Raw genomic sequence first — 22,540 nt, 5'->3', positions numbered from 1 at the left:
GCTACTTATGATAAATGCATCCGCCCTCAATGTCAATATTTTTTTACCAAATCAAACAAAATAATTGCAAAACGCGTGCATTTATATTAGAATAAACTGCGTAATGTTTCATCCTGTATTACATGGGGTGCATCATGATTTCATAATACTGCGCATGTTCCCGTAGCTCAGCAGGATAGAGCGTTCGCCTCCTAAGCGAAAGGCCGCGCGTTCGAATCGCGCCGGGAACGCCACCTAAGCGTCGCAGCCATGCGGGTTGCGGCGTCAGATTGCGCCAGCGGCAAGCGGATTATCTTGCCGCCGCCAGCGCATAGCCTATTTTTCATCGCATCACTTGTAGGGGACTTTCGTTTCTTTTTTATCAGGGAAAACGCTGTTGCAAAGTACCTTTACCGCTCGTTCCAAAGTTGCGCATGGATAAAATTCCTGTCTGTAGAGATTCTGATTGTCAGGGTACAGGGTGCGTACAAAGTTTTTCCGGTCAATCATTTTCGATTCAATTCTTCCATTGTGGTAATATCTGCGAACCACCATAAAGAACCACTTCATTGTTAGAAATACCTCCTCCTATCGCCAACATACGCATGGATATATTTATTATCGGGACATCCCGGTAATTAAACTACGTCCAAAAGCTTAAATCCTGCGGCAATCCGATTGCTTTCGGCTTGGATTGCCGCTATAGACAAATTTCGCTATTTCGTTTGATGTTGGACGGGATTTTTGCCATGGCGGCGAGAGTTATGGGTTCAGAACGGCTACGCCTATACTCAGATATGTCGCAAAAAGCAACCAAACCAGATAAGGAACCAGCAGATATCCGGCTGCACGCCGCACCGCTAGGAAATACCGTATTGTAATCGCCGTGAGGATGTCCATCGCGATAATGATCACCGAGGCCGGTACAAAAGCGTCCCCGCCAAAAAATACGGGTGACCAGAAAATATTCAAGACCAACTGTATAATGTAAAATACGACCGCCATGCGCTTCAAATGCGCATCCGTATGTTCTCGGATCACGAGATAAAACGCGATACCCATCAGCGCGTACATAATGGGCCAGACAATTCCAAACAACTGGTTGGGCGGCGACAGCGGCGGCAAGTTAAGGCTATCGTACATTGCTTCCATATCGCCGGACAGCGCCGAGGAAAGGAAACCGAGCAATATGGGCGCCGCGATACAGGCGATCAGTGCGAGCGCCCTCTTTCCTTTTGATTCATGTTCTAATGTTCCATTCATTACAGACATTGTAGTGTCCTCCTTATTATTTTTATGATTGATTCATATTTTTCTCCTGTATTTTAAACAGGATCCGGATTTAATATCATTAAAAAGGCGCGAATTCGTATGTTTGGCATACGCAGATCAAGGGTAATTAATAGTCACGATTATTTCAAAAAGGAGGACTGCGGTTGAATATAAATTTTGAAGCGATCAAAATGATCGTCCTATTACTCAGCATACTGATTGCGCCGCTGATGGCCTGGATGGCTGTCACGGGCGTATTTGGGTTACGCAACCCCCGCAAGCTTAAACGCATCGAAACTAAAAATTACAGGTTCGCGGTCGTTATCTGCGCCCGTAACGAGGAACAGGTAATTGGCAATCTGCTCGACAGCCTTAACTCGCAGGATTATTCGGGGGATTCATACGATATATTCGTAATCGCGGATAATTGCACAGACCAAACAGCCCACGAAGCAAAAAAGCATGGGGCAACCGTCTTTGAACGGTTCAATAATGTGCGGAAAGGAAAAGGCTTTGCCCTGCAATGGGGCCTTTCCCGCATTATGGACAAAAACCCGGGGAAATATGACGCCATTTGTGTTTTCGACGCGGATAACCTTGCGTCGGCAAATTTCCTGACCGAAATGAACGCTTGTCTCTGTTCGGGTGCGGATGTGGCGCAGGGATATCGTGACAGTAAAAATATCCACGATTCATGGGTCAGCGAGGTCTATTCCGTTTATTGGCTGATGCTGATGCGTTTCTATTATACGGCGCGGCATAATATGGGCCTGTCCGGAATGGTGGGAGGGACGGGCTTTGCGTTCAAGACCGCGGCTTTGTGCGGGGAGGGCTGGAATACCTTCTCAATGACCGAGGACGTTGAATTCTCAATCCAGCAGATATGCAAAGGGCACCGGATCATCCCCGCACGGAGCGCCATTTTTTATGACGAGCAGCCAACGACCTTCGGGGCTTCGATGAAGCAGCGTTTCCGGTGGATGGTAGGCGGGATTCAATGCATACCGCTTTATTTAAAGACCATTTTAACCGCCGTTAAAAACAGGAATTACAAGGTGCTGGATATGGCATGGTACGTCTTTTTTATTCCCGCCAACGGCCTCACCGTACCAATCAACATCCTAAGCGTGATACTGGCTGTATATTATTCGAGCGCGGTCCCTATGATCCTTCCGGTCGCGTTCATAGGAATCGCCCTTACATGGCTTCTTCCGATGGCAATGGCCGCAGGCGTCCTCTATCTCGAAAACAGGAAAATAAGACCCATGCTGCGCGCTGTTGTCAGCTACCCTGCCTTTATCCTGACGATGGGGCTTGCCGCATTCGCAGCTCTCGTGTGGCCTCGTACCAATTGGGCGCCGATCGCGCACAAAAGCAATTTCACGATCCAAGACGTTGAGGGCGGTGTAATGTCAAGGAAATAAAAAAAGCGCCGGTCCCATAGGATAAGCACTGATATTCATTCGGTAGTTATCCTATGCCGGTGCGATTTTTTTCTTTGGTTTTGCCCGTCTTTATATCGGTAATCTTCCCTATTTCCTTCCGGCAGCGCCCGATCACGGCTTTCCGCCTGCTTTAGCCGTCGTTCCTGCCTACTTCTTCAAAGCATCGGCGCAAACGCGTTCATTACCGATTGCGCCAATCTCACAGGCCATGGAACTGCATTGATTTTTTCAAGCGTAACCTGTTCGCATTGCTTGGCCGTTTGCAGGAAATCTTCCCGCATCTCCTTTATCGCGGAACTTTTGTATAGTAACGCCGCACATTCAAAATTCAGGAACAGGCTCCTGTAATCTGTGTTGATCGTTCCCACGACCGCATATTCGTCGTCGCAGGTATATGTTTTGGCATGTATAAAACCCGGGGTATATTCGTAAATTTTTACGCCATTTTCCAATAGCTCCCGGTAATTTGCACGGGTAACCAGAAAGACCGCTTTTTTATCTGGAATATGCGGCGTGATGATCCTGACGTCAACGCCTTTCCCCGCAGCTGTGGCAAACGCCGTTTTCAGGGCGGAATTCAGCACTAAATACGGCGTCGTTATATACAGGTAGCGTCTCGCACCATGTATCAGGCTTAAAAATATATTTTCCGCCAGGCGAACTTCATCGAGGGGACTGTCCGCATATGGCTGTACCAGTCCATCGGCCTTTTGTTCGTCCTTTTCCGGTTGCAAATAAGAAACATCTGTTTTTTTCTTAGTGATGAGATCCCACGTTTGAAGGAATATGATCAAAAAGCCCCATGCAGCATCTCCTTTCATCATCAGGCACGCATCCTTCCATGTGCCATATTTACGTTCTGCGTTGATATATTCATCAGCCAGATTGGTTCCGCACACAAACGCCGTTTTTCCGTCAAGTATCGCTATTTTTCTATGATCGCGGTTATTGAACATCGACGCTAAGACCGGATTGAGCTTATTGAATACGACGCACTTAATCCCCTGTTTTCCTAATTCTGCCGCATATTGTTTTTCCAAATGCCCTGCACATCCCAGGTCATCGTAAATCAAACGAACCTCAACGCCCGCTTTTGCTTTTCTTCTTAGCACATCAAGTATCGAGTCCCACATACGGCCTTGCTTGATCATAAAAAATTCCATATAAATGTAGCGCTCCGCCTGTTCCAGTTCCTTCAAAAAACGGTCAAAAAACAATTCCCCCATTGGAAAATATTGTGCCCTTGTATTGGTAAATGCAGGATATTGCCGCGTTTTCCGAATATATGATATCAGTCTGAGCGGGTCTTCCTGTTTTTTTTCAATCAATCGGCATATCCCGTCTTCATCGTTCAGGCAGGATGCGGCCGCCCTGTACGATTCCATGGCATATTGCCTGTCGCGCCTGCGTATGCGTCCCTGGCTAAAGAAAAAGTATAGTAAAAATCCGGCAATGGGTAATATCAAAATGGGGATGATCCATACAACTTTATACGCCGGATCCTGTCTTTTATTGATGATATAAAGTACCAGCAGCAAGCTGCAAGCAAATAGAATCCCTTCGATGACCGGAAACAGGTCGCTGAACCAATACAGAAATACCAAGGCAAAGCAAATCTGTATTCCTAGGATGACCAAAAAAACGAATAGCCGGCTGGTAAAAAAATATTTCCCTTTCATTTTTTTGATTCGCCCCTTTCGTTTATGCGTAGTAAAAGGGCATGGAACAAGATAATTTCATGCCCTTTTATATGCTTTTTGTTTACCTTGCGTTTCTGACCGCGGAACGTTCGATGAACCACTGTACAATGCTCACAACGGCAAAAATAGCGAGCACAATGCCTACGATGACGCCAACGGCATTACCGCCCGCGAACATAGCGACCAGCATAATCACTCCGAGAGCCAAAATAATCAATGTCAGGATAAAAGAGGCCTGCCAGTATCCACCGTTCTCCTTCACACGGTTCGACTTTACGAGGTTCACGATGCCATAGACAACTCCTCCCACGCCCAAAACGAGCGGCAATACGACGTTTGCGACCGGGCCGCGGAATACGACCAGCAAAATTCCAATGATCAACACGATAATTGGAATGACAAACGAACGCGCATCCTTTACGCTTTTTACGATGTTCATAAAGATTGTAATCGCTCCATAGGCAATCATTATAATTCCGGCGATCAGCATCACCACTTCCAACCCAGCTACCGGATTGGCAATCAATGCAATGCCAATGATGAGCGCAACAATCCCAAGCACCAGAGTCATAATTTTCCCGGAAGACGCGTGGGCCTTTCCTTGTTCCTGTTTTTTTTGTACCATTTCAGTCATTTTTAATATCCTCCTTGTTTTTTTGTTTCGGTTATATAAATATCAGTGACTGTCACGTTCAAAAAAAATAAACAGCAAAGTGATTGGTTAAACCAATGTCCCGAAACAATTAATTTTAATGTTTTATTTTGTTTATCTTCCCGAGAAGGTGTGTAAAAATTTTCCTATCAAGAATCTGCAGATGCTTGGACACAGCATGAACGATAAAGAAAGAGAGGTGATATACCGTGTATCAGGATAATAAAATAAGCAAACTACAGGAAGATATCCAAAAAGAACAGCAGAAAGCGAACGAAAAGCTCGAAAAACTGGATTCAAAAATTCAGGTCGAACAATTGAAAGCAGAAAAAAAAGTTACAAAGCTCGAGCGTGAACGCGATGTTGAGCTAAAGAAATCCAAACTCGACGCAACAAAACGCAACAATGATATGATCGTCGAGCAAAAACAAGATGAAATTCAAACAGCGCAGGATATCCATCAGAATATCAAGGAAACACCACGCGTTTGATCTGCCCGCTTTGTCTCGCAACTCATTATAATCGGGACTAGGCGTAAAACAATAAACGGAGGTTTAAATTATGGCACAGGAACACAAAAGCGCAGGCGATGTATTAAGTGATGTATTTTCGCAGGCAAAGGACGGTTTGATGTCGTTTGGTGAAACGATTGCAAACAAATCAAAGGAAGCTTATGACTCTGCAAAGTTGAATACCCAAAAAGCTCAGCTGGAAAGCGAAAATGAAGAATACTATAAGCAGCTTGGCAAAATGGTAAAGGACAGCGAAGAATATACGGATGAGATGAAGGATATCGGTAAGAAAATCGACGAGAACGAATCCGAACTTCAGAAGCTCGATGCCCAGATCAACGGCGAAGAGGTCAAGGAAGATCAGAAAGATGAGGCCAAAGGCCAGCAAGCACAGGGCTCCGATCAAGAGCCGGATTCCGAGACCAGCAGTCAAACAATCGAAAACCGGCAGGACTCCGCCGATTCTTCTTCCAGCGAGCCTGAAATGAAGGATTCTTCCAAGGAGGAGTATAAGTATAAGGAAAATCCGGTCACAGGAACACAGACAGAGGAAATCAAGGTAAAAAATTCCGACGATACGGATTTCCAATCCAAAAATACGGAGCAGGGCCAATTTGACCGCCAGGCATCCGGTACAAAAACAACAAGCTATTAAAACGCATTGAAAAAAAGGAGAAATAAAATGGATACGAAAGTTAAAACAAAAACGACCCCGAACAAAACAGTGAAAAAGGTAGAAAGCAAATCCGCAAACGGCAGTGAAGTATAGTCAATAGAGTGGACAGAAAAAAGTGAAGATAATTAGGGGAAACGAGCATCAGCTTCATCGGGAGTCAAATAACCAAGAGAAGAATGGGGACGTTTGGCATTGTAGAAGGCTTCAATATAGGAAAAAATAGCCAACTTTAAATCGTGAAAAGAAGAGTAGCTTCTACGGTTAGCTTCTTCCTTTTTCAGATATTTGAAAAAAGATTCACATACAGCATTGTCAAACGGATATCCTTTCTTGGAAAAAGACTGAACAATATTAAGGGAGTCCAAAAGACTACGGAAAGCAAAAGCGGTATATTGAGTTCCACGGTCAGAGTGAAACATCAGACCCTTGGGAGCGCTGCGGGCGGCATAAGCTTTACGGAAAGCAGTGATCGTAAGGTCCACATCCTGTTTGGAAGACAGGTGCCAAGCAATGACCTTGCGGGAAAAAAGGTCAATGACAACGCAAAGATAATACCATTTTCCGCCAGCCCGCAGATAAGTAATATCACTCACCCAAACAAGATTAGGGGCATTTTGAGTAAAGCTTTGGCGGAGACGGTCGGGACAAAGGCTGTCATCGGAACGACAGAAATAATGTCTGGGGTGAGCAGTAGACATTTTTGGTAAATGCATAGAGCGCATCAGGCGGTACACTCGTCCAACGCTGATGCGGACGCCATAGTCACGCTGGAGGACATGGTGGATTTTATAGGCGCCAAGGCGTTTGTCATAATCAGCATAAATAGTAAGGATAAGGCGTCGAAGATCCTGATTAAGAGAAACACGGGGAGCGGGAGGAGAATAAAAATGCTTGTAGTAAGTGCTTCTATTGACATTCAGGACACGGCAAAGCGTTTGAATACGGTGCTGAAAACGGAGCCTGTGGACAGCGTCTAATCGTTGTTTGAGTGAGGCGTGAATATGGCAATCGCTTTTTTTAGGATAAGGTTTTCTTCTTCGAGCTGTGCATTCCGTTTTTGGAGTTCCTTAACCTGTTTGGCAGTAAGGACTTCACCGTCGTCGACCTGAACGGTAGAATACTGCTTGATCCACTTGCCAAGGGCGGATTGAGAAACGCCGTACTCTTTACAGAGTTGGGTCTGTGTTTTGCCATTTTGGAAAAGAGATACGAGAGACTTTTTAAAATCATCATCGTATTTTTTGAAGTTATTTGCAGCCATGAAAGAACCTCCTTTTTGTGTCTCTTTTATTGTAATAGACTGTTTACTTTTATGTCTACTTTTTTAGTATAGATCCACGCCGCGTAACGCTCGATCACTTCCACATAGCGCCGCGCCTTCGTGCTTTTGATTTTTTCATGTGACAGGTTATCCTTGAGCGCGTCATAAAGCTTTACATTGTTATTTTCCGCATATTCGTTCAGGAAATTGAGGCGCGTGCGGCCGATTTCGCGGCGCGGCGTATTAATCGTACGCAGGAAAGAGATATCGTCGAAGGCAAGCGGCATACGCAAATAACAAAGAACGTCCTTGATCTCTTTGCGGTTGTAAAATTCCACGCCGTTGAAAAGGGAATAAGGAATATCCTCTTTGACGAACGCTTCCTCCAGGCTGCGGGAGACGTAGTGCGCACGGTAAAGCACCGCGATTTGATAGGGCTTAACGCCGCTTTCCATCAGGAAGCGTATGGTGCGCGCGACATAGGCTGCCTCCCCGATCGTAGATTTCGTATGTTTATAATATACCTTGGCTCCGTCCTCGCGCACAGCGCACAGAACATTTTTCAGGCGCGCTGTATTTTTTGAGATCAGGTCGTTGCTCACATCCAAAATCTGTGGCGTGGAACGGTAGTTCGTATTGAGATAGATTGTTTTGGCCTGCGGAAATTCCTTGTCGAAATCGAGGATAATATGCACATCCGCGCCCCGCCAGGAATAGATCGTCTGGTCGGGATCGCCCACTACAAACAGGTTTCCGTATCCGCCCGAAAGCATATACACAAGCTGTGCCTGCTTTGCGTCCACATCCTGAAATTCGTCCACCTGGATATATTGCAGCCTCTGCTGCCATTTTTGCAGGACATCCCCATAGCGGGTGAATAAATACAGCGTATAGTTGATGATATCGTCAAAATCGAGCATAAAATTGCGCCGCTGTTTTTGGACGTATTTCCCCAGGATACGGTCTTTCATGTCCCTCGTGAAACTGGAAAAATATTTGACCGCCTTTTGTTCGTCCGGCTCTGTGACCTGTCCGACGTATCCATACGGCGCTTTGAACACGTCGATCACCTTGAGCATGTCGCGGAAGGTATAATCGCGCAGGCTCAGCCCGAGCTCGTGGTAAATTTCTTCCAGCAGGCTTTTTTGATCCGCTTCGTCCATGATCGAAAAGGACTGCGGATAATTCAGCCGGTGGATATCCTCTTTTAACACCTGCAGGCAAAAGCCGTGGAAGGTACTGATAAATCCCGTATCCACATCCCCGAGCATCCTACGGATGCGGCTTTTCATCTCTCCCGCCGCCTTGTTGGTAAAGGTAACGGACATGATCTTTCCGGGCGACACGCCCAGCTCTTCCACCAAATATACATAACGCGAAGTAAGCGTCCGCGTTTTGCCGCTGCCGGCTCCCGCGATAACGCGCACATAGCCCTCGGTCGCCTGTACGGCTTCCCTCTGTTTGTTGTTCAGCTGTTCAAATATCCCTGCCAAATCGATCTCCGGATAGGTTTTCTTTTATTATATCACCTGCGCAGGCCAAATTGTGTTAAGAGTTCCGGTTTTTATCTGTCCTGGATAGATAGGCCAATTCCGAACCCGGATGGCCGTAGCCTAAGAGTCCCCGATCCAGCCGCTTCTTTGCCCCCAGATAGGCATTTTTCCGGACTTTCCTTCCTGTCCGTTTGCAAAACGATTCTTTCCTGTTATAATAAAAAGGGCATTCTTTTCGCCGGAGACGAAGAGAATGCCGTCGATCTTTGAGCTGGGCCGGGCGCTGCAGGAAAGGGGCTTTTATGGCTGTTGTATCGATTATTGTAAGTATATTTGCACTGATTGCAAGTTTTGTCCTCGGATTCCCACTGAGCCTGGTCATCGGGCCGTATGTAGGGATCGGCATCGGCGTTGTCGGGCTTGTGTTTGCCCTTCTTTCGCGCAGGAAGCGGAAATCCAACGTAGAAAATGCCGCGCTTATCATCAGCATCATCGTACTTGCGATCTGCGCTATCCGTATTATTTCCTTCGTCTCGCTCGCGGGCAATGTGGCGGGATGGATCGCCGGCGCCTTCCAGTAATTTGTTTGGGCAATAAAAAATCCCCGCCTTATTTGCGGGGAAGTTTTATCGTTTCATCAGCGGTCATATCCGTATTTGAAAACTTTGTTGTCTTTTACCATCACAGCTTTTTGGACATTTTTGCTGGCTATCAGCCGATTAAACTCCTTATCTGTGATGACCTTCGAGACTTTTTTCTCTTTCATGTTCATCACACTCCTTTACTTTTTACCTACTTTAAAATAAACCATTTTTTACCAGCTTAAACAACCTGATTTGCGCTGGCCCTGCCGGCCCGTCCGCTAAAGGCGCACGGCGGTAAGGATCTTTTCGCCGATATACTCCATTTCCTGTATCGAATATCTTTGGTCGCAAGGCACGGCGAGCATACGCCCCGCAATATCCTCGCATACTCCGCACACGCCCCGCGCATCACCCTGCAAAGGCCAGATGACCGGGCAATAAATGCCGTTTTTCGCAAGGTATTGCTGCGCGGCCTTTTGGTGTTCGGCCATTACCGGGAAAAACAGCGGCCCTTCCAACACCTCCGGCAGCAGCGAATATTCATACAGCATGCGGAATAAAACCCCTGCATTTTGCCTTCTTTGCGTTTCCACTTTGGCAAAATCAATGGTTTTCAGCAGCTGCGCGGATGGTTCGCTCATTCCTATCACGCGGTTTTCCGCGCTCAGTCCCTGTTCCGCCTGCTGGAACAAGCGGATGAATTCCCGCTTGGCCTGCGCGTTTCCGGTTTGCAGGTACTCGCTTTTCAAGTCCATCGCCCGTTTTTTCAAGTCCCGGTAGGTACTGTCGTACGGGTCGCAGGCCGCTGCAAACGGCTCCCTTGAAAGAAGCAATCCGCCATCCGGAAACGACGCCCACTTCCGCACGCTGAATAGCATATAGTCTGCTGAAAAGTTTGCCTTTGCCGCCCGCCTTAAGCTGTGCGTCCGGTCGTCGATCGTGACCAGGCCGTCCAATTGTTTTTTCTTGCGGGAAAAATAATGCCGCCGCTCTTCGTGCGCGCGCGCTGTCGGGATGCCAAAATAGTCCATATACACAACGATATCCCCGTCCCGGAGCCGTCCGTCCAGAAAGCCATAGTCCGCTGTGAAATCCCGTTTTAATGGATAATAAACAACCCCGATACCGTTCTGCCGGAACGGGCTTACCATGGATACACAGCTAAGCGCGGGAATAAAAGCCCTTGTATGTGCAGGATAAAGCTTTTTTGCCAGCATGCGCAGCGCATCGCGTCCCGAACGAAACAAACAGGCTTCCTCCCAAAGATGGTTCTCGCCTGTTTTTTTGCGTACGTTTTTATTTGCCTGCGTATCGATATCGCTTCCAAATTCTATATGCAAAATATGCTCTCCCGCATTATTCCTTGCTTGTATCGTCGGTTTCGTCGATGATAAACACCGGACGTCTACGCGCCGCGTCGAACGTGCGCCATAAATATTCCCCCAGTACGCCCATGGCGACCATTACGATGCCCATCACCAAAACGAGCAGGAATGCAAGCACGATGTACGGCTCCACCGTGTACCCCATAAGGGAGAGTACCAAAAGCACAATGCCCCACAACACCGCAGCGATAAAGCTCACGCCGCCTACGCCAAGGATACAGCGGACGGGAAAATAAGAGAAGCCCAGCAGGGAATCCATTGTCATCTTGACCTTTTTGGAAAGTGTCCAGCCCGATTTCCCTACCTCTCGTTTTTTACGCACATAATACACATGCGCGGATGCAAATCCGCTCCAAAGGATGAGCTCCGTGATGGGCGCATTGTTCTCGTTCATATTCACAATCAGGTCGATGATCTGGCGGTCGATCAAAAACGAATCCAGCCCGCCTTCCGGCATATTTTTGAGCGCAAACCTGCGCACGGTATTCGTATAAAGGGAAGAAAGCGCTTTCTGTCCGGCCGGGTCTTCGCGGTCGGCACGAACCGCCAGCACGACCTTGTTGCCTTCCTCATATTTTTCAAACATTTCCAGGATCATTTCCGACGGTTCCTGTAAATCCGCCGCCTTGCGCACCGCACAGTCTCCGCTGCAAACGGAAAGACCGGCCAGAAGCGCCGCATGTTCCCCAAAATTCCGCGTAAGCCTCACCGTCCTGATTTTGCTGTCCATTTGCTTTAGCTCCTGCATGACCCCAAAAGAGCCGTCCTTGGAACCATCGTCCACAAAGACGATCTCATAGTCGCACGGCAACGTCGCAAGTACTTTTTCCTTTAGGTCGTCATACAGCGGCCGCAGGTTCTGTTCATTATAGTACACAGGTACGATGATCGATAACTTTTTCATAAAGAACCCCATTTTTTCCTTTTTCAGGATGCTTCTTTTTTTTCATTGTATCACAGCAAAAATTTATTGAAAAGGGAACGCGCTGTTAACATTACATGAACATTGCGCATGATATAATGGAAAAAAGACGAAGAATGGAGAAACGATACAATGAAGATATTGAAACCAGAATTTTCAGAACCCTTGCGCGGGGGCGAATTGTCCGAAAGCTGTTTGGAGGAAGCCCGCCTGGAAGAGCGGGATATTGAAAACAAGCAGATCAGCGGCGTTACCTTCCAGGAGGTCGACCTGTCCCGGCTCTGTTTCCGCAATATGGTATTTGAAAATTGCAAATTCATCGACTGCGATTTCGGCAAAACAGAATTGATCGACGTACGCTTTTCGCTGTGCGATTTTTCCAACAGCAATTTGGAGAACGTTTATTTCAACCGATGCGAAATGCTTTCTTCCAAAGGTGTTGGCATGAACTGTTTCCGTGCTTTTTTCAAAAACTTCTCCGCCGCGGACTGTAATTTCGCTTATACCAATTTTTCATCCGCAAAGCTGCAAAGCTGCTGCTTTTCCAAAAGCGATTTCTCCAACGCCGAGTTCGGCGAATGCGTTTTCAAAGGCCTTGGCTTTGACGCCTGCGTTTTCCTGCGGGCAACCTTTTTCAAGACGCCCCTGAAAAAAATCGACATGACGACGTGCGATATTTCAGGTATCACCGTAACGGCCGACGACCTGTTTGGCATGGTCGTGACGGTCGCGCAGGCGGCCGAGCTTGCAAAGCTCATGGGGCTTGTCGTCGTATGAGCGGATTATTTTCTTAAAACCCTTTCCAGCCTTTCAAGCGCGCTTTTCAGCACGCTTTTGGGGCACGCGAGGTTTAAACGCTCAAACCCTTCGCCTGCCTTGCCAAAAATATATCCCTCGTCAAAAAACAACTGCGCTTGTGTCATCATCCGCTCCAGCTCAAGGTGCGGGATACCGTAGCCGCGCAGGTCGAGCCACTGCAAATACGTACCCTCCAGCCGCGCCGCCTTGATCTTCGGCAGGTTCTCCTGCAAAAAAGCCTCCACAAAGCCGCGGTTTTCGTCGATCACATGAACCAGTTCATCAAGCCACGCCCCGCATTGCGTATACGCGATGCGGCACGCTTCATAGCCGAGGGCGTTAAGCTCGAATATCCCTGTCGCCAGCTTTGCCTTCTCAAACTTTTCACGCATCTCTTTATTTTTGATGATAATATTGGACGTCTGCATCCCTGCCAGGTTGAACGTCTTGCTGGGCGCGGTACAGATCACCGAGAAGTCGGCAAACGTTTCCTTTGCCTGCGTAAACACGGTGTGCTCATATCCCGGCATGACCAGGTCGTGATGGATCTCGTCCGCCACCACCACTGCGCCGTACTTCTCACACAGCTCTCCCACGCGCAAAAGCTCTGCCCTCGTCCATACGCGCCCGACCGGGTTGTGCGGGCTGCATAGGATGAGCATCTTATTATTTGGATCGCTAAGCTTTTTTTCCAGATCGTCAAAATCGATCTCGTATCCCTTGCCTGTTTCCTTGAGCGCGTTCTCCTGCAGGCTGCGCCCGGTATATTTTACCACCATGTAAAACGGATAATAGACGGGCGTCATGATGACCACCCCGTCGCCCGGCTGCGTAAGCGCGCTCACCGCGATCCCCAGCGAAGCGACTACGCCCGGTGCGGGAACGATCCATTCCTTTTGGATATCCCAGCCATGCCTCTTTTTCATCCAGGACACGACTGCGCTAAAATAAGCGTCCGTAGCCTGCGTATAGCCGAGCGCTTCCCTGCCGACATATTCCTGAAGCCCGCCGACGATCTCCGGCGCGGTCACAAACTCCATGTCCGCGACCGATAAGGGCACGATCCCTTTTTGCACCTCCGGATTTTTCTGTTTCATCTCTTCCCATTTCACGGAATGTCCGCCATTCCGCAAAACGCATGTCGTAAAATCGTACTTCATTTCAATCTCCTGTCCGCTCCGCGCTGTCCTTCATCCACACTGCGACCTTGTCCGCAGCCTCTTTTTGCTGCTGTGCAGGACTGACCGTTGCCTGCCCGTCGCCGCTCTGGTGCCCATAGCTGCCAAAGCCCGAATGGTTGCCGCCCTCGATCCGGTAAGATATGGCGTCAGCCGGAAGCTTAGCTTCTGCCGCTGCGTATTTATCCCAATCGAGCACCTCGTCGTTTTCCGCCGTAATGCTCAGCGCCCGCTTCGCGCTGCGCGAAAGGTCGGAATTGGGGTAAGATGCCAAAAATACGATATCCGTGACCCGATCGTCATTTTTCGCATATTCCGCCGCCATCACCCCGCCCAGCGAATGGCCGCCGATCGCCCAGTTCTCAATATCCGGATAAGCGTCCAGCACGTCTTTCGCGCCGCTTACGTTAAACACGGCAAGGTCAAACGGCATTTTAACAATCACGCAAAGCACGCCCTGCTCAGCCAGGTCGCGGGCAAACATGGCGTACGCCTCCGCATCCACTTTGCCGCCCGGATAAAAAATAAAACCGTCCTGCGTTTTCGTATCCGGTATAAAGGCGATCGTTTTTGCATCCTGCGCCACGCTAACGCCGTTTCCCGGCTGCATGGCCTGCAGGGCTTCGCCTGCCGCGGCATAGTTTCCGGCGCACAAATAAATAAGTATCGTGCATAAGATGGCCGCAACCACGATCAGGATAATAATCTTTGTCCGTTTTTTCTTCATTGTTTTCTCCCGTTTTTCATACCATTATTGTAATGCACAGGCTGGGTTCCGTAAATATGACAATACCATTTTTCAGCTTTCCTGAAACATTTTAGAAACTGATTTCCAAAAAAAGGATGTTTCATGTTTGCGTTTTTACTGTTATATTAATATAGTATAATATTTTTTGTGGAAGGAGAAGCCTATGATCCCAATGTTGATACTTGCCGCAACCGTTCTCCTTTTGTGCGTTTTTTCGAGCAAGCTGCTATACCGCTTCGGTATCCCCGCCTTGCTTATTTTTTTGGTGCTGGGCATGCTTTTCGGCTCGGACGGCATCGCCGGTATCCAGTTCGACAATTATTCGCTCGTGGAGACGGTCAGCTCGTTCTGCCTGATCTTCATCATGTTTTACGGCGGCTTCGGTACCAACTGGAAAACCGCCAAACCTGTCATCGCGCCGTCCATCTGGCTTGCCACGGCGGGCGTTGTCATCACCGCCCTGCTGGTAGGGTGGTTCAGCTGGATCGTGCTCAAGACGACCCTTTTGGAGGGTATGCTCGTCGGCGCTGTCGTTGCTTCGACGGATGCTGCCTCCGTCTTTTCCATCCTGCGTTCGCGCAAGCTGAACTTAAAGGGGGGCCTTGCCTCCATGCTCGAAGTGGAAAGCGGCTCTAACGACCCCATCGCCTACATGCTCACCATCGCCGTGCTGACGATGATGTCCACAAACGGCGAAACCTCGATTGTTTCCATGGTCGCCATGCAGCTTATTTTCGGCGCGGGCGTGGGCTTTGCGCTTGCCTTTTTGTCCATCTTTATTTTAAAACGCATCAATTTTGAGATCGAGGGCCTTTATACGATTTATGTCGTCGCCATCGTTGTACTGGGCTATGCGCTGTGCCAGCAAATCGGCGGCAACGGTTACCTGTGCGTATATATCATGGGCATCATGCTCGGCAATACCAAGATCAAATACAAACGGACGCTGGTGCATTTCTTTGACGGCCTTTCATGGATCATGCAGATGATCCTGTTCTTCATGCTCGGCCTGCTGTCTTTCCCGTCGCAGATCCCGGCAATCATTGTGCCCGCCGTGCTGATTTCCCTGTTCCTGATCTTTGTGGCCCGGCCCGCGGCTGTGTTCGGCATTTTGAGCTGGTTTAAGTTCCCAACCAAGGAGAAACTATTCGTTTCATGGGTGGGCATGCGCGGCGCGGCTTCCATCGTGTTTGCGATCTTTGCCCTCACCTTCGGCGTGGGCATCAAAAACGACGTTTTCCATATCGTTTTTTTCGTCGCGCTCTTCTCCGTTGCCGTACAAGGCACGCTGACGCCCCTTCTCGCCAAGAAGCTTAAACTGGTGGAAAAAGACAACTCGGTATTCAAGACCTTTACCGACTACCAGGACGAAGCGGAAATGCATCTGATTGAGGTAACGATAGATACCCGCAATCCGTGGAACGGGCGTACGCTTAACGAAGCCAACATCCCTGAAGGCATTTTGGTTGTAATGATAAAGCGGGACGGCCAAAGTATTGTTCCCAACGGCTCCACCTTACTGTTAACCGGCGATGTGCTCGTTTTAAGCGGCGAAAACTTTGACGGGATTCCGCTGTAGATTTTTTTGTATATATAGTATATTATTAAAGATGTATAGAAATTTATTTTTAGGAGATATCATATGTTTAAGGTCAACCAGAATTTTGCGCGGCTTCAGGGCAGTTACCTGTTTTCCGAGATTGCGCACCGCGTAGCGGAATATACCAAGGCAAATCCCGATAAGGAATTGATCCGCCTGGGGATCGGCGACGTGACGCGCCCCTTAGCCCCGGCGGTGCTGCAGGCGATCGACGCGGCGACCCGCGAGATGGCGGACGCAAAAACATTCATGGGTTACGGCCCGGAGCAGGGCTATGAGTTCCTGCGCGCGGCGATCCGGCAAGGCGACTATGCTGAGCGCGGCATCGACATCGATCTGGACGAGATTTTTGTTTCGGACGGCAGCAAGTGCGACACGGGCAATTTCCAAGAGCTTCTTTCCCCCGACGTGCGCGTGGGCGTGACCGACCCGGTCTACCCTGTCTATGTGGATACCAACGTGATGGCGGGGCGCTCAGGCGAATTCGATACGGCAGCGTCCAAATTCAGCAACATCACCTACATCCCCACAACGGCGGACAACAATTTTGTACCCGCCCTGCCGCAGGGCAAGGTGGATGTGATGTACCTCTGTTCCCCCAATAACCCGACGGGAACGGCGCTTAACAAGCAGCAGCTTAAGGTATGGGTCGACTGGGCCAACGAAACGGGCGCGCTCATCCTTTTTGACGGCGCGTATGAACGCTTTATTACGGACAGGGACGTGCCGCACAGTATTTACGAGATCGAGGGCGCCAAGAGCTGCGCGGTCGAATTCCGCAGCTTTTCCAAGACGGCGGGCTTCACCGGAACGCGCTGCGCCTACACCATCGTGCCAAAGGAGCTGTTCGGAGAAGACGAAAGCGGCAGCAAAGTAAGCCTCAACGCCATGTGGCTGCGCCGGCACACGACGAAGTTCAACGGTGTTTCGTACATCGTACAGCGCGGCGCGGCGGCCATCTATACGGCGGATGGCAAAAAGCAGGTGGAAGATACGATCAAGGGCTACCTTGAAAATGCAGCCATCATCAAAAGCGGTTTGGCAGAGATCGGCATCACCTCCTACGGCGGCGTAAACTCGCCTTACGTATGGCTCAAAACGCCGGACGGCATGACCAGCTGGGATTTCTTTGACAAGCTGCTCAGAGAAGCGAACGTTGTGGGCACGCCGGGCAGCGGGTTTGGCAGCGCGGGCGAAGGATATTTCCGCCTGACCGCCTTCAACACAAAGGAAAATACGGAAAAAGCCATACAGCGGCTTGCGAACTTAAAATAATTTTTAAATGAGGTAGAAATCATGAAAATTGCATTCCTGGCGGCGGCAAATTCCCCGCATACGATCAAATGGGCGAACGCTTTTGCGGATGCCAACGAAGTAAGCATCCTCTCCCTTCCGGAAGATAAAGACGCGCAAGGCGAACTAAGCGAAAAAGTGAGCGTTACTTACCTTGACACACCCGCTTCGCAGGGTGGGTTCAAGAAAAACGCGTCGCAGGTGAAATCCCTTTTGGCCTCTGGCAATTTTGGCGTGGTAAACGCCATCGGCGCAACGACCTACGGCGTTTTGGCGGCGAAAGCAAAAGCGCCCCACACGGTGCTGACCGTTTTAGGGCCGGACATTTACGCGAGCGTGGATCTCGGAAAAAAGGGCCTCGTTGCCAAAAGTTTCAAGCATGCGGAAGCCATCATCGCCGCTGCACCCAACATGGTGACCAGGTTAAAACAGCTGTTTAAAAAGGAAAAGGATTATTTCGTCGTACCGTTCGGCGTAGACCTCGACGTATTCCAGAAAAAAGCTGTGGAGAAAAAGGAAGGCGCGATTTGCTTCGGCTCCTTAAAGGCATTGGAATACGGCAACGGCGTGGATATGGTCATCGAGGCATTTGCCAAGTTCTTGCAAAAATCCGCAGGGGAAGCCACGCTGAAAATCGTGGGTACGGGCACGATGGAAAGCAGCTTAAAACAGCAGGCGCAAAGCGCCGGGATCGCTGATAAAATCGAATTTGTGGGATATGTCCCCAATTCACAAATGCCGGATATGATAAACAGTATGGACGCGACGATCCAGATGAGCGCTGCCGAGGCTTTCGGCGTAACAGGGATCGAATCTATGGCGTGCTGCGTACCGGTCGTCGCTTCGGATACGGTAGGCGCGAGCGAATATATCTTAAACGGCGTAACAGGTTATCTCGTGAAGGCGGGCAATACCGACCGCTGCTGCGAATGTATGCTCGAGCTGCGCGACAAAGCGGCGCGCGAGCATATGGGACAGCTTGCGCGTAACGATATGGAAGAATCCTTCGATCTTGCAAAGTGCAGGCAGAAATATGAGGACGCGCTCAAATCCGTTTCTCCGCGCGTGATGTAACGCTCCAAACATGAAGAAGCCGCGGGAACATACCCGCGGCTTTGTTTTTTTCATGAATGGTGCTATAATATAATGAAATATTTGGAAAAATAGGAGCGGCCGCATGGAAAACTACCCTTTAAACCAAATCAGCCATCAACGTGATTTTCGGGAACTGCTGCATCACGCGAAGGATGTGTATGGCGGCCGGGATATTTTCCGCCTGCGTACGCCGGAAGGCGGCGTGGAAGGGATCGGGCATGGCCGTTTGATGCACGACTTAAGCGCGCTTGGGAACGCGCTTGTTTCCCTTGGCCTCGTGCGCAAGCATATTGCCGTGATCGGCCCGACCAGCTACGAATGGCTGCTTTCTTACTACACGATCCTGTGCGGGCTTGGGGTGGTAGTTCCTATCGATAAAGAACTGCCCGACGATGAGATCGCCAATATCCTTTCCGACAGCGGCGCTTCCTGCCTGATCTATTCCCACGAATATGCGGATACGGTACAGAACATCCGCGGCGGGCTCGGCGCCGTCCAGTATTATATCGACATGAACGGCACGACCGGTACGCACGACCTGCAGGCGCTTTTGAAAAATACGCAGGATCATGGCTACGGTTCCCTGCCCATCGATCCGCATGTGATGTCCGCCCTTTTATATACTTCGGGGACGACAGGGAAAAGCAAGGGCGTCATGCTCACACAGAACAACATTTTGTGCGCTTCCGAAGGCGGCTTGAGCCTTCTTGACCTGGGACAGGTATGTATGTCGGTGCTGCCCGTGCACCATTCGTTTGAAAGCACGCACGGTATCACGATGATGATCGAACACGGCACGACGATCTGCTTAAATGACAGCTTGCGCCATTTCCTTGAGAACCTGCGGCTTTTTAAACCGGATACCATTTTCCTGGTTCCTCTTTTCGTGGAAATGATGTACGGTAAAATCTGGGCGAATGCCCGTGCGTCAGGGCAGGCAGAAGCGCTTGCCGCGCTGATTGAAAAAAGCAATTTGGAGCTTGCGCAGGGCGTCGATAACCGCGACGTATATTTTAAAAACATCCACGCCGCGTTCGGCGGGAATTTAAAGCTGATCATTTGCGGCGGCGCACCGCTTGCAAAGCACTATGCCCGGGCTTTCCGGGAAATGGGTATCCTGCTTTTGCAGGGATACGGGATCACGGAGTGCTCGCCTTTGGTTTCTGTCAACCGGAACCGCTATTATGAGGATGGCTCCGTTGGCCTGCCCATCTCCTGCTGCGAGGTGGAAGTGCGCGGCAAAGACGGGGATGGCGACGGCGAGATCTGGGTCAAAGGCGAAAACGTCATGCTCGGCTATTATAAGAATGAAGCGGGTACGCGCGAAGTCATGCGGGATGGCTGGTTTAACACCGGCGATATCGGCCATATCGACAAAGGCGGGTTTTTATTCATTACAGGCAGGAAGAAAAACCTGATCGTGCTTTCCAACGGCAAAAACGTTTATCCCGAGGAGATCGAAGGATATTTGATGCGCATCCCCTATATCAAAGAGGTCGTTGTCTTTGCCCCGCTTGTCGGCGGTCACAGCGAAGTGGCGCTGCATGCCGAAATTTTCGTAAACGAGGACTATACGGCAGGGCATACGGCAGAGCAGATCGTCCGGAACCTGGAAAAAGACATTGCGGATATCAATAAGACGCTGCCGACCTATAAGCACGTAAAGGACTTCCATGTGCGCGACAAGGAATTTGAAAAAACGACAAAGAAGTCGATCAAACGGTTTACCGTACAATGAGGAGGAGGTGTAAAAAATGGCTACAGTGACCTTAGCTGCCGTACAGCAGCTTCTGGCGATGGCGTCCCCTGTGGATCCGGAAGAGATCACTCCTGAAAAACACCTGGTCAGGGATTTGGAGATGGATTCTTTTGGCATGATGGATGCCGTCCTGTCTTTTGAACGGGAATTCGGCATCGATATCCCGGACCGGGACCTTCGCCTGTTCGATACCGTACAGGACGTACTCGTCTACCTGGCGGAACGAACCGGCTCTGCGGTTGCGCCGCATGCAAGCACCGTCTAGCAATTATTTTTATACTGGCAAAAAAGCAGGGAAAATCCCTGCTTTTTTATTGCAGCCGTATCCCTGTAGGTGTATGATAAATGAGGCTAATATTATGTTTTTGGGAGTTTTGAATGAAACGGAATCTTATCCTGATTAATTTTGCCGCTTTTTTTCTTTGGCTGGCAATGTATTCTTATGTCCCGACGCTGCCCGCCTTTGCGGCCTCGCTGGGCGCCACAGCCGTCATGCTCGGCGTGATCGGTGGCGCATATGGCCTGATGCAGATCCTGCTGCGCATCCCGCTGGGGATCTTCGCAGACAAGACCGGCAAGGATAAACTGCTGCTCATCATCGGTTTTATCATCCTAACGCTTTCCGCGGTATTGTTCCTGTTTTCCGATACGGTCGAAGCAGTTGTCTTTGCCCGCGGCGTAGCGGGAGCTGCCGCGGCATGGTGGGTCATTATTTCCGCCTCTTATGCGAAATACAATGAAGAGTCAAAGCAGGTAAAGGCACAAGGTGTGCTAAGTGCATCCTCCAGTATGGGAAAAGTCCTAGCCGCGCTCCTCGGCGGCCTGAGCGCGCAATTCCTCGGCTTGCGCGCACCGTTTTATGTCGCGCTCATTGCAGCGCTTACAGGCCTTGTCGCCATGTTCTTCTTAAAGGCGCCCGCGAAACCTGAAACACGCACGCCGCCTACGGTAAAGGAGCTGCTTTCCCTTTTGAAAAACCGGGAACTCGTTATTATTTCAGTCCTCTGCCTTTTCGCGCAGCTCAACTGCTTTGCGATTCCGTCCTACTTTACGTCGGTTGCCGCGGAGAACATCGGCGCCGATCCCGGACAACTGGGCGGCCTGATGCTCGTATACTTCCTGACTGTCGCGCTGATCTCGCTCTTTGTCGGCGGACGCCTATACCAGAAAATCGGCGGGATCAAGATCGTCGTCGCCTCATTCATCCTCTGTGCGTTTTCCTGTATCCCCATGTTTTACCACATGAACCTCATGGTTATTTACCTGATGCAGGTCATATCCGGCATCGGCTACGGTATCCTTACCTCCGCGCTGGCCGGCTTTGTCATCAAAGCCGTTGAGCCGCACCAGCGTTCCACCGCCACAGGGATATTCCAGTCCCTGTATGCGATCGGCATTTTCGTCGGCCCGGTCATCGCCGGCGGCGTGATCGAAGCGGTATCTTTTGACGCCGCTTACTGGGTCATCGGCATCATTACAGTCGCTGCTGCCGTATTGTGCGGCCTGCTGCTGCCCAAAAAATACGGTAAAATGTAAAAATTTTAATTTTCCCTTGTTTTATTCCTGTTAATAGGGGTATTATTATTTTAATAAATCTCTAAAATGAGGATTTAAACGGAGGGAACGGTTATGTCAGATACATGGAAATCCAAAGAGACCATACGGCTCGTCCTGAGTATCGTGCTCCTTGTCATCGGTATTATCCTGCTGGCTGCCCCGCAGGCGGCGATGGTGGGTATCGTCATCCTGATCGGGGTTGTTATGCTTGCATACAGTGTAATCGCAATTTTTATGAATATCAGTAAGCGTAGCAAAGGGGATGACTCAAGTTTTGTCGTACCGATTGTCGTCCTGGTCGTCGGCATTTTGCTCCTCGTCTTCCGCGACGGCGTTGCAAACGTGCTCCTGCCGGTCATCATCGGCATCTGGGCGATCGTAACCGGGATTATGAGCCTTTCGGACGCTTCGGCCTTAAAGCATGCGGGCTCGCCTTCCTGGCGCGTTCCGACCATCACGGGGATCGCGGCGCTCGTGCTCGGCATCATCATCCTGATCGGGATTGCGACGACAAACGTCGTGGGCATCCTGCTCGGCGTATGCCTGCTCATCTACGGGATTATCAGCATCGTGGAATGGATCGTCGTAGCAACGGCACGCAAAAATATTTAAGCCTGCCACAAAAAACCGG

The 22,540-nt window shown here is 49.7% G+C and carries 22 protein-coding genes and 1 tRNA gene; 13 read left to right on the top strand and 10 right to left on the bottom strand.

Annotated elements, in window-relative coordinates; genetic code table 11:
* Window positions 1–156 precede the first annotated feature (156 nt).
* Window positions 157–233, top strand: a tRNA-Arg gene (locus tag BN6471_RS03770).
* Window positions 234–741: 508 nt separating this feature from the next.
* Here the strand turns inward: BN6471_RS03770 and BN6471_RS03760 are convergent.
* The gene (locus BN6471_RS03760; protein WP_242861833.1) at window positions 742–1,251 is read right to left on the bottom strand and encodes a TspO/MBR family protein; all 510 of its coding nucleotides are present in this window, start codon (window positions 1,249–1,251) and stop codon (window positions 742–744) included.
* Window positions 1,252–1,415: 164 nt separating this feature from the next.
* On the opposite strand from BN6471_RS03760, the gene BN6471_RS03755 reads away from it, so the two are divergent.
* Complete coding sequence (locus BN6471_RS03755; protein WP_066645678.1) at window positions 1,416–2,675, top strand: glycosyltransferase family 2 protein; 1,260 nt, start codon at window positions 1,416–1,418, stop codon at window positions 2,673–2,675.
* Between the two features lie 176 nt (window positions 2,676–2,851).
* Here the strand turns inward: BN6471_RS03755 and cls are convergent, their stop codons facing one another.
* Both cls and BN6471_RS03745 read right to left on the bottom strand, forming a co-directional pair.
* Window positions 2,852–4,375, bottom strand: a complete 1,524-nt coding sequence (gene cls, locus BN6471_RS03750; RefSeq protein WP_066645677.1) for a cardiolipin synthase — start codon at window positions 4,373–4,375, stop codon at window positions 2,852–2,854.
* 82 nt (window positions 4,376–4,457) lie between these two features.
* Window positions 4,458–5,030 (bottom strand): DUF308 domain-containing protein, encoded by a 573-nt coding sequence (locus BN6471_RS03745; RefSeq protein WP_066645673.1) that lies wholly within the window; start codon window positions 5,028–5,030, stop codon window positions 4,458–4,460.
* A 227-nt stretch (window positions 5,031–5,257) separates the two neighbouring features.
* On the opposite strand from BN6471_RS03745, the gene BN6471_RS03740 reads away from it, so the two are divergent.
* Complete coding sequence (locus tag BN6471_RS03740; RefSeq protein WP_066645671.1) at window positions 5,258–5,539, top strand: hypothetical protein; 282 nt, start codon at window positions 5,258–5,260, stop codon at window positions 5,537–5,539.
* 70 nt (window positions 5,540–5,609) lie between these two features.
* On the top strand, window positions 5,610–6,215 hold the full coding sequence (locus BN6471_RS03735; RefSeq protein ID WP_066645669.1) for a hypothetical protein: 606 nt from the start codon (window positions 5,610–5,612) through the stop codon (window positions 6,213–6,215).
* Window positions 6,216–6,361: 146 nt separating this feature from the next.
* On the opposite strand, the gene BN6471_RS12500 is transcribed toward BN6471_RS03735, so the two are convergent.
* A protein-coding gene (locus BN6471_RS12500) for an IS3 family transposase (protein ID WP_147553978.1) occupies window positions 6,362–7,497 on the bottom strand; the annotation gives its coding sequence in 2 pieces (ribosomal slippage) (window positions 6,362–7,245 and window positions 7,245–7,497; 1,137 coding nt in all).
* A 26-nt stretch (window positions 7,498–7,523) separates the two neighbouring features.
* A complete protein-coding gene (locus BN6471_RS03715) occupies window positions 7,524–8,990 on the bottom strand; it encodes an ATP-dependent helicase (protein ID WP_066645659.1) in 1,467 nt (488 codons plus the stop codon).
* A gap of 302 nt (window positions 8,991–9,292) precedes the next feature.
* Here BN6471_RS03715 and BN6471_RS03710 point away from each other — a divergent pair, with 302 nt between their 5' ends.
* Window positions 9,293–9,571 carry a hypothetical protein gene (locus BN6471_RS03710; protein ID WP_066645657.1) on the top strand — a complete coding sequence of 93 codons (279 nt, stop codon included), beginning with the start codon at window positions 9,293–9,295 and terminating at the stop codon, window positions 9,569–9,571.
* Between the two features lie 56 nt (window positions 9,572–9,627).
* Here BN6471_RS03710 and BN6471_RS13235 read toward each other — a convergent pair whose 3' ends face one another.
* The 3 genes from BN6471_RS13235 to BN6471_RS03700 all read right to left on the bottom strand — a co-directional run bounded on the left by BN6471_RS13235 (window position 9,628) and on the right by BN6471_RS03700 (window position 11,863).
* Window positions 9,628–9,756, bottom strand: coding sequence for a hypothetical protein (locus BN6471_RS13235; RefSeq protein ID WP_278287564.1), 129 nt, complete (start codon window positions 9,754–9,756; stop codon window positions 9,628–9,630).
* A gap of 96 nt (window positions 9,757–9,852) precedes the next feature.
* Window positions 9,853–10,914, bottom strand: a complete 1,062-nt coding sequence (locus BN6471_RS03705) for a hypothetical protein (protein ID WP_066645655.1) — start codon at window positions 10,912–10,914, stop codon at window positions 9,853–9,855.
* Window positions 10,915–10,930: 16 nt separating this feature from the next.
* Window positions 10,931–11,863, bottom strand: a complete 933-nt coding sequence (locus tag BN6471_RS03700) for a glycosyltransferase family 2 protein (RefSeq protein ID WP_066645653.1) — start codon at window positions 11,861–11,863, stop codon at window positions 10,931–10,933.
* Window positions 11,864–12,013: 150 nt separating this feature from the next.
* Here BN6471_RS03700 and BN6471_RS03695 point away from each other — a divergent pair, with 150 nt between their 5' ends.
* Window positions 12,014–12,658, top strand: a complete 645-nt coding sequence (locus BN6471_RS03695) for a pentapeptide repeat-containing protein (RefSeq protein WP_066645651.1) — start codon at window positions 12,014–12,016, stop codon at window positions 12,656–12,658.
* A 5-nt stretch (window positions 12,659–12,663) separates the two neighbouring features.
* Here BN6471_RS03695 and BN6471_RS03690 read toward each other — a convergent pair whose 3' ends face one another.
* Both BN6471_RS03690 and BN6471_RS03685 read right to left on the bottom strand, forming a co-directional pair.
* Window positions 12,664–13,839, bottom strand: coding sequence for a MalY/PatB family protein (locus BN6471_RS03690; RefSeq protein WP_066645649.1), 1,176 nt, complete (start codon window positions 13,837–13,839; stop codon window positions 12,664–12,666).
* A 1-nt stretch (window position 13,840) separates the two neighbouring features.
* Entirely contained in the window at window positions 13,841–14,584 is a 744-nt protein-coding gene (locus BN6471_RS03685; protein WP_066645648.1) for an alpha/beta hydrolase, read from the bottom strand.
* Between the two features lie 184 nt (window positions 14,585–14,768).
* Between BN6471_RS03685 and BN6471_RS03680 the strand changes: the two genes are divergently transcribed.
* The 7 genes from BN6471_RS03680 (at window position 14,769) to BN6471_RS03650 (ending at window position 22,521) form a co-directional block, all read left to right on the top strand.
* Complete coding sequence (locus BN6471_RS03680; protein WP_066645647.1) at window positions 14,769–16,184, top strand: potassium/proton antiporter; 1,416 nt, start codon at window positions 14,769–14,771, stop codon at window positions 16,182–16,184.
* A gap of 63 nt (window positions 16,185–16,247) precedes the next feature.
* On the top strand, window positions 16,248–17,480 hold the full coding sequence (locus tag BN6471_RS03675) for an LL-diaminopimelate aminotransferase (RefSeq protein ID WP_066645646.1): 1,233 nt from the start codon (window positions 16,248–16,250) through the stop codon (window positions 17,478–17,480).
* A gap of 21 nt (window positions 17,481–17,501) precedes the next feature.
* The gene (locus BN6471_RS03670; protein ID WP_066645645.1) at window positions 17,502–18,572 is read left to right on the top strand and encodes a glycosyltransferase family 4 protein; all 1,071 of its coding nucleotides are present in this window, start codon (window positions 17,502–17,504) and stop codon (window positions 18,570–18,572) included.
* A 103-nt stretch (window positions 18,573–18,675) separates the two neighbouring features.
* A complete protein-coding gene (locus tag BN6471_RS03665; RefSeq protein ID WP_066645643.1) occupies window positions 18,676–20,331 on the top strand; it encodes an AMP-dependent synthetase/ligase in 1,656 nt (551 codons plus the stop codon).
* A 16-nt stretch (window positions 20,332–20,347) separates the two neighbouring features.
* Window positions 20,348–20,617, top strand: coding sequence for an acyl carrier protein (locus tag BN6471_RS03660; RefSeq protein ID WP_066645642.1), 270 nt, complete (start codon window positions 20,348–20,350; stop codon window positions 20,615–20,617).
* Between the two features lie 113 nt (window positions 20,618–20,730).
* Entirely contained in the window at window positions 20,731–21,888 is a 1,158-nt protein-coding gene (locus tag BN6471_RS03655; protein ID WP_066645641.1) for an MFS transporter, read from the top strand.
* Window positions 21,889–21,981: 93 nt separating this feature from the next.
* Window positions 21,982–22,521: an HdeD family acid-resistance protein gene (locus tag BN6471_RS03650; protein ID WP_066645640.1), complete on the top strand. Its 540-nt coding sequence runs from the start codon at window positions 21,982–21,984 to the stop codon at window positions 22,519–22,521.
* Window positions 22,522–22,540 lie beyond the last annotated feature (19 nt).

It is taken from the genome of Christensenella timonensis (genome assembly GCF_900087015.1).
Classification (GTDB): Bacteria; Bacillota; Clostridia; order Christensenellales; family Christensenellaceae; genus Christensenella; species Christensenella timonensis.
This window is presented reverse-complemented; position numbering and strand designations above follow the sequence as displayed.

Coding starts and splice junctions, on each gene's coding strand:
- BN6471_RS03760 (WP_242861833.1), bottom strand. CDS start 1,251: ATGTCTGTAATGAATGGAACATTAGAACATGAATCAAAAGGAAAGAGG.
- cls (WP_066645677.1), bottom strand. CDS start 4,375: ATGAAAGGGAAATATTTTTTTACCAGCCGGCTATTCGTTTTTTTGGTC.
- BN6471_RS03745 (WP_066645673.1), bottom strand. CDS start 5,030: ATGACTGAAATGGTACAAAAAAAACAGGAACAAGGAAAGGCCCACGCG.
- BN6471_RS03735 (WP_066645669.1), top strand. CDS start 5,610: ATGGCACAGGAACACAAAAGCGCAGGCGATGTATTAAGTGATGTATTT.
- BN6471_RS03710 (WP_066645657.1), top strand. CDS start 9,293: ATGGCTGTTGTATCGATTATTGTAAGTATATTTGCACTGATTGCAAGT.
- BN6471_RS13235 (WP_278287564.1), bottom strand. CDS start 9,756: ATGAAAGAGAAAAAAGTCTCGAAGGTCATCACAGATAAGGAGTTTAAT.
- BN6471_RS03700 (WP_066645653.1), bottom strand. CDS start 11,863: ATGAAAAAGTTATCGATCATCGTACCTGTGTACTATAATGAACAGAAC.
- BN6471_RS03695 (WP_066645651.1), top strand. CDS start 12,014: ATGAAGATATTGAAACCAGAATTTTCAGAACCCTTGCGCGGGGGCGAA.
- BN6471_RS03690 (WP_066645649.1), bottom strand. CDS start 13,839: ATGAAGTACGATTTTACGACATGCGTTTTGCGGAATGGCGGACATTCC.
- BN6471_RS03685 (WP_066645648.1), bottom strand. CDS start 14,584: ATGAAGAAAAAACGGACAAAGATTATTATCCTGATCGTGGTTGCGGCC.
- BN6471_RS03680 (WP_066645647.1), top strand. CDS start 14,769: ATGATCCCAATGTTGATACTTGCCGCAACCGTTCTCCTTTTGTGCGTT.
- BN6471_RS03675 (WP_066645646.1), top strand. CDS start 16,248: ATGTTTAAGGTCAACCAGAATTTTGCGCGGCTTCAGGGCAGTTACCTG.
- BN6471_RS03670 (WP_066645645.1), top strand. CDS start 17,502: ATGAAAATTGCATTCCTGGCGGCGGCAAATTCCCCGCATACGATCAAA.
- BN6471_RS03665 (WP_066645643.1), top strand. CDS start 18,676: ATGGAAAACTACCCTTTAAACCAAATCAGCCATCAACGTGATTTTCGG.
- BN6471_RS03660 (WP_066645642.1), top strand. CDS start 20,348: ATGGCTACAGTGACCTTAGCTGCCGTACAGCAGCTTCTGGCGATGGCG.
- BN6471_RS03655 (WP_066645641.1), top strand. CDS start 20,731: ATGAAACGGAATCTTATCCTGATTAATTTTGCCGCTTTTTTTCTTTGG.
- BN6471_RS03650 (WP_066645640.1), top strand. CDS start 21,982: ATGTCAGATACATGGAAATCCAAAGAGACCATACGGCTCGTCCTGAGT.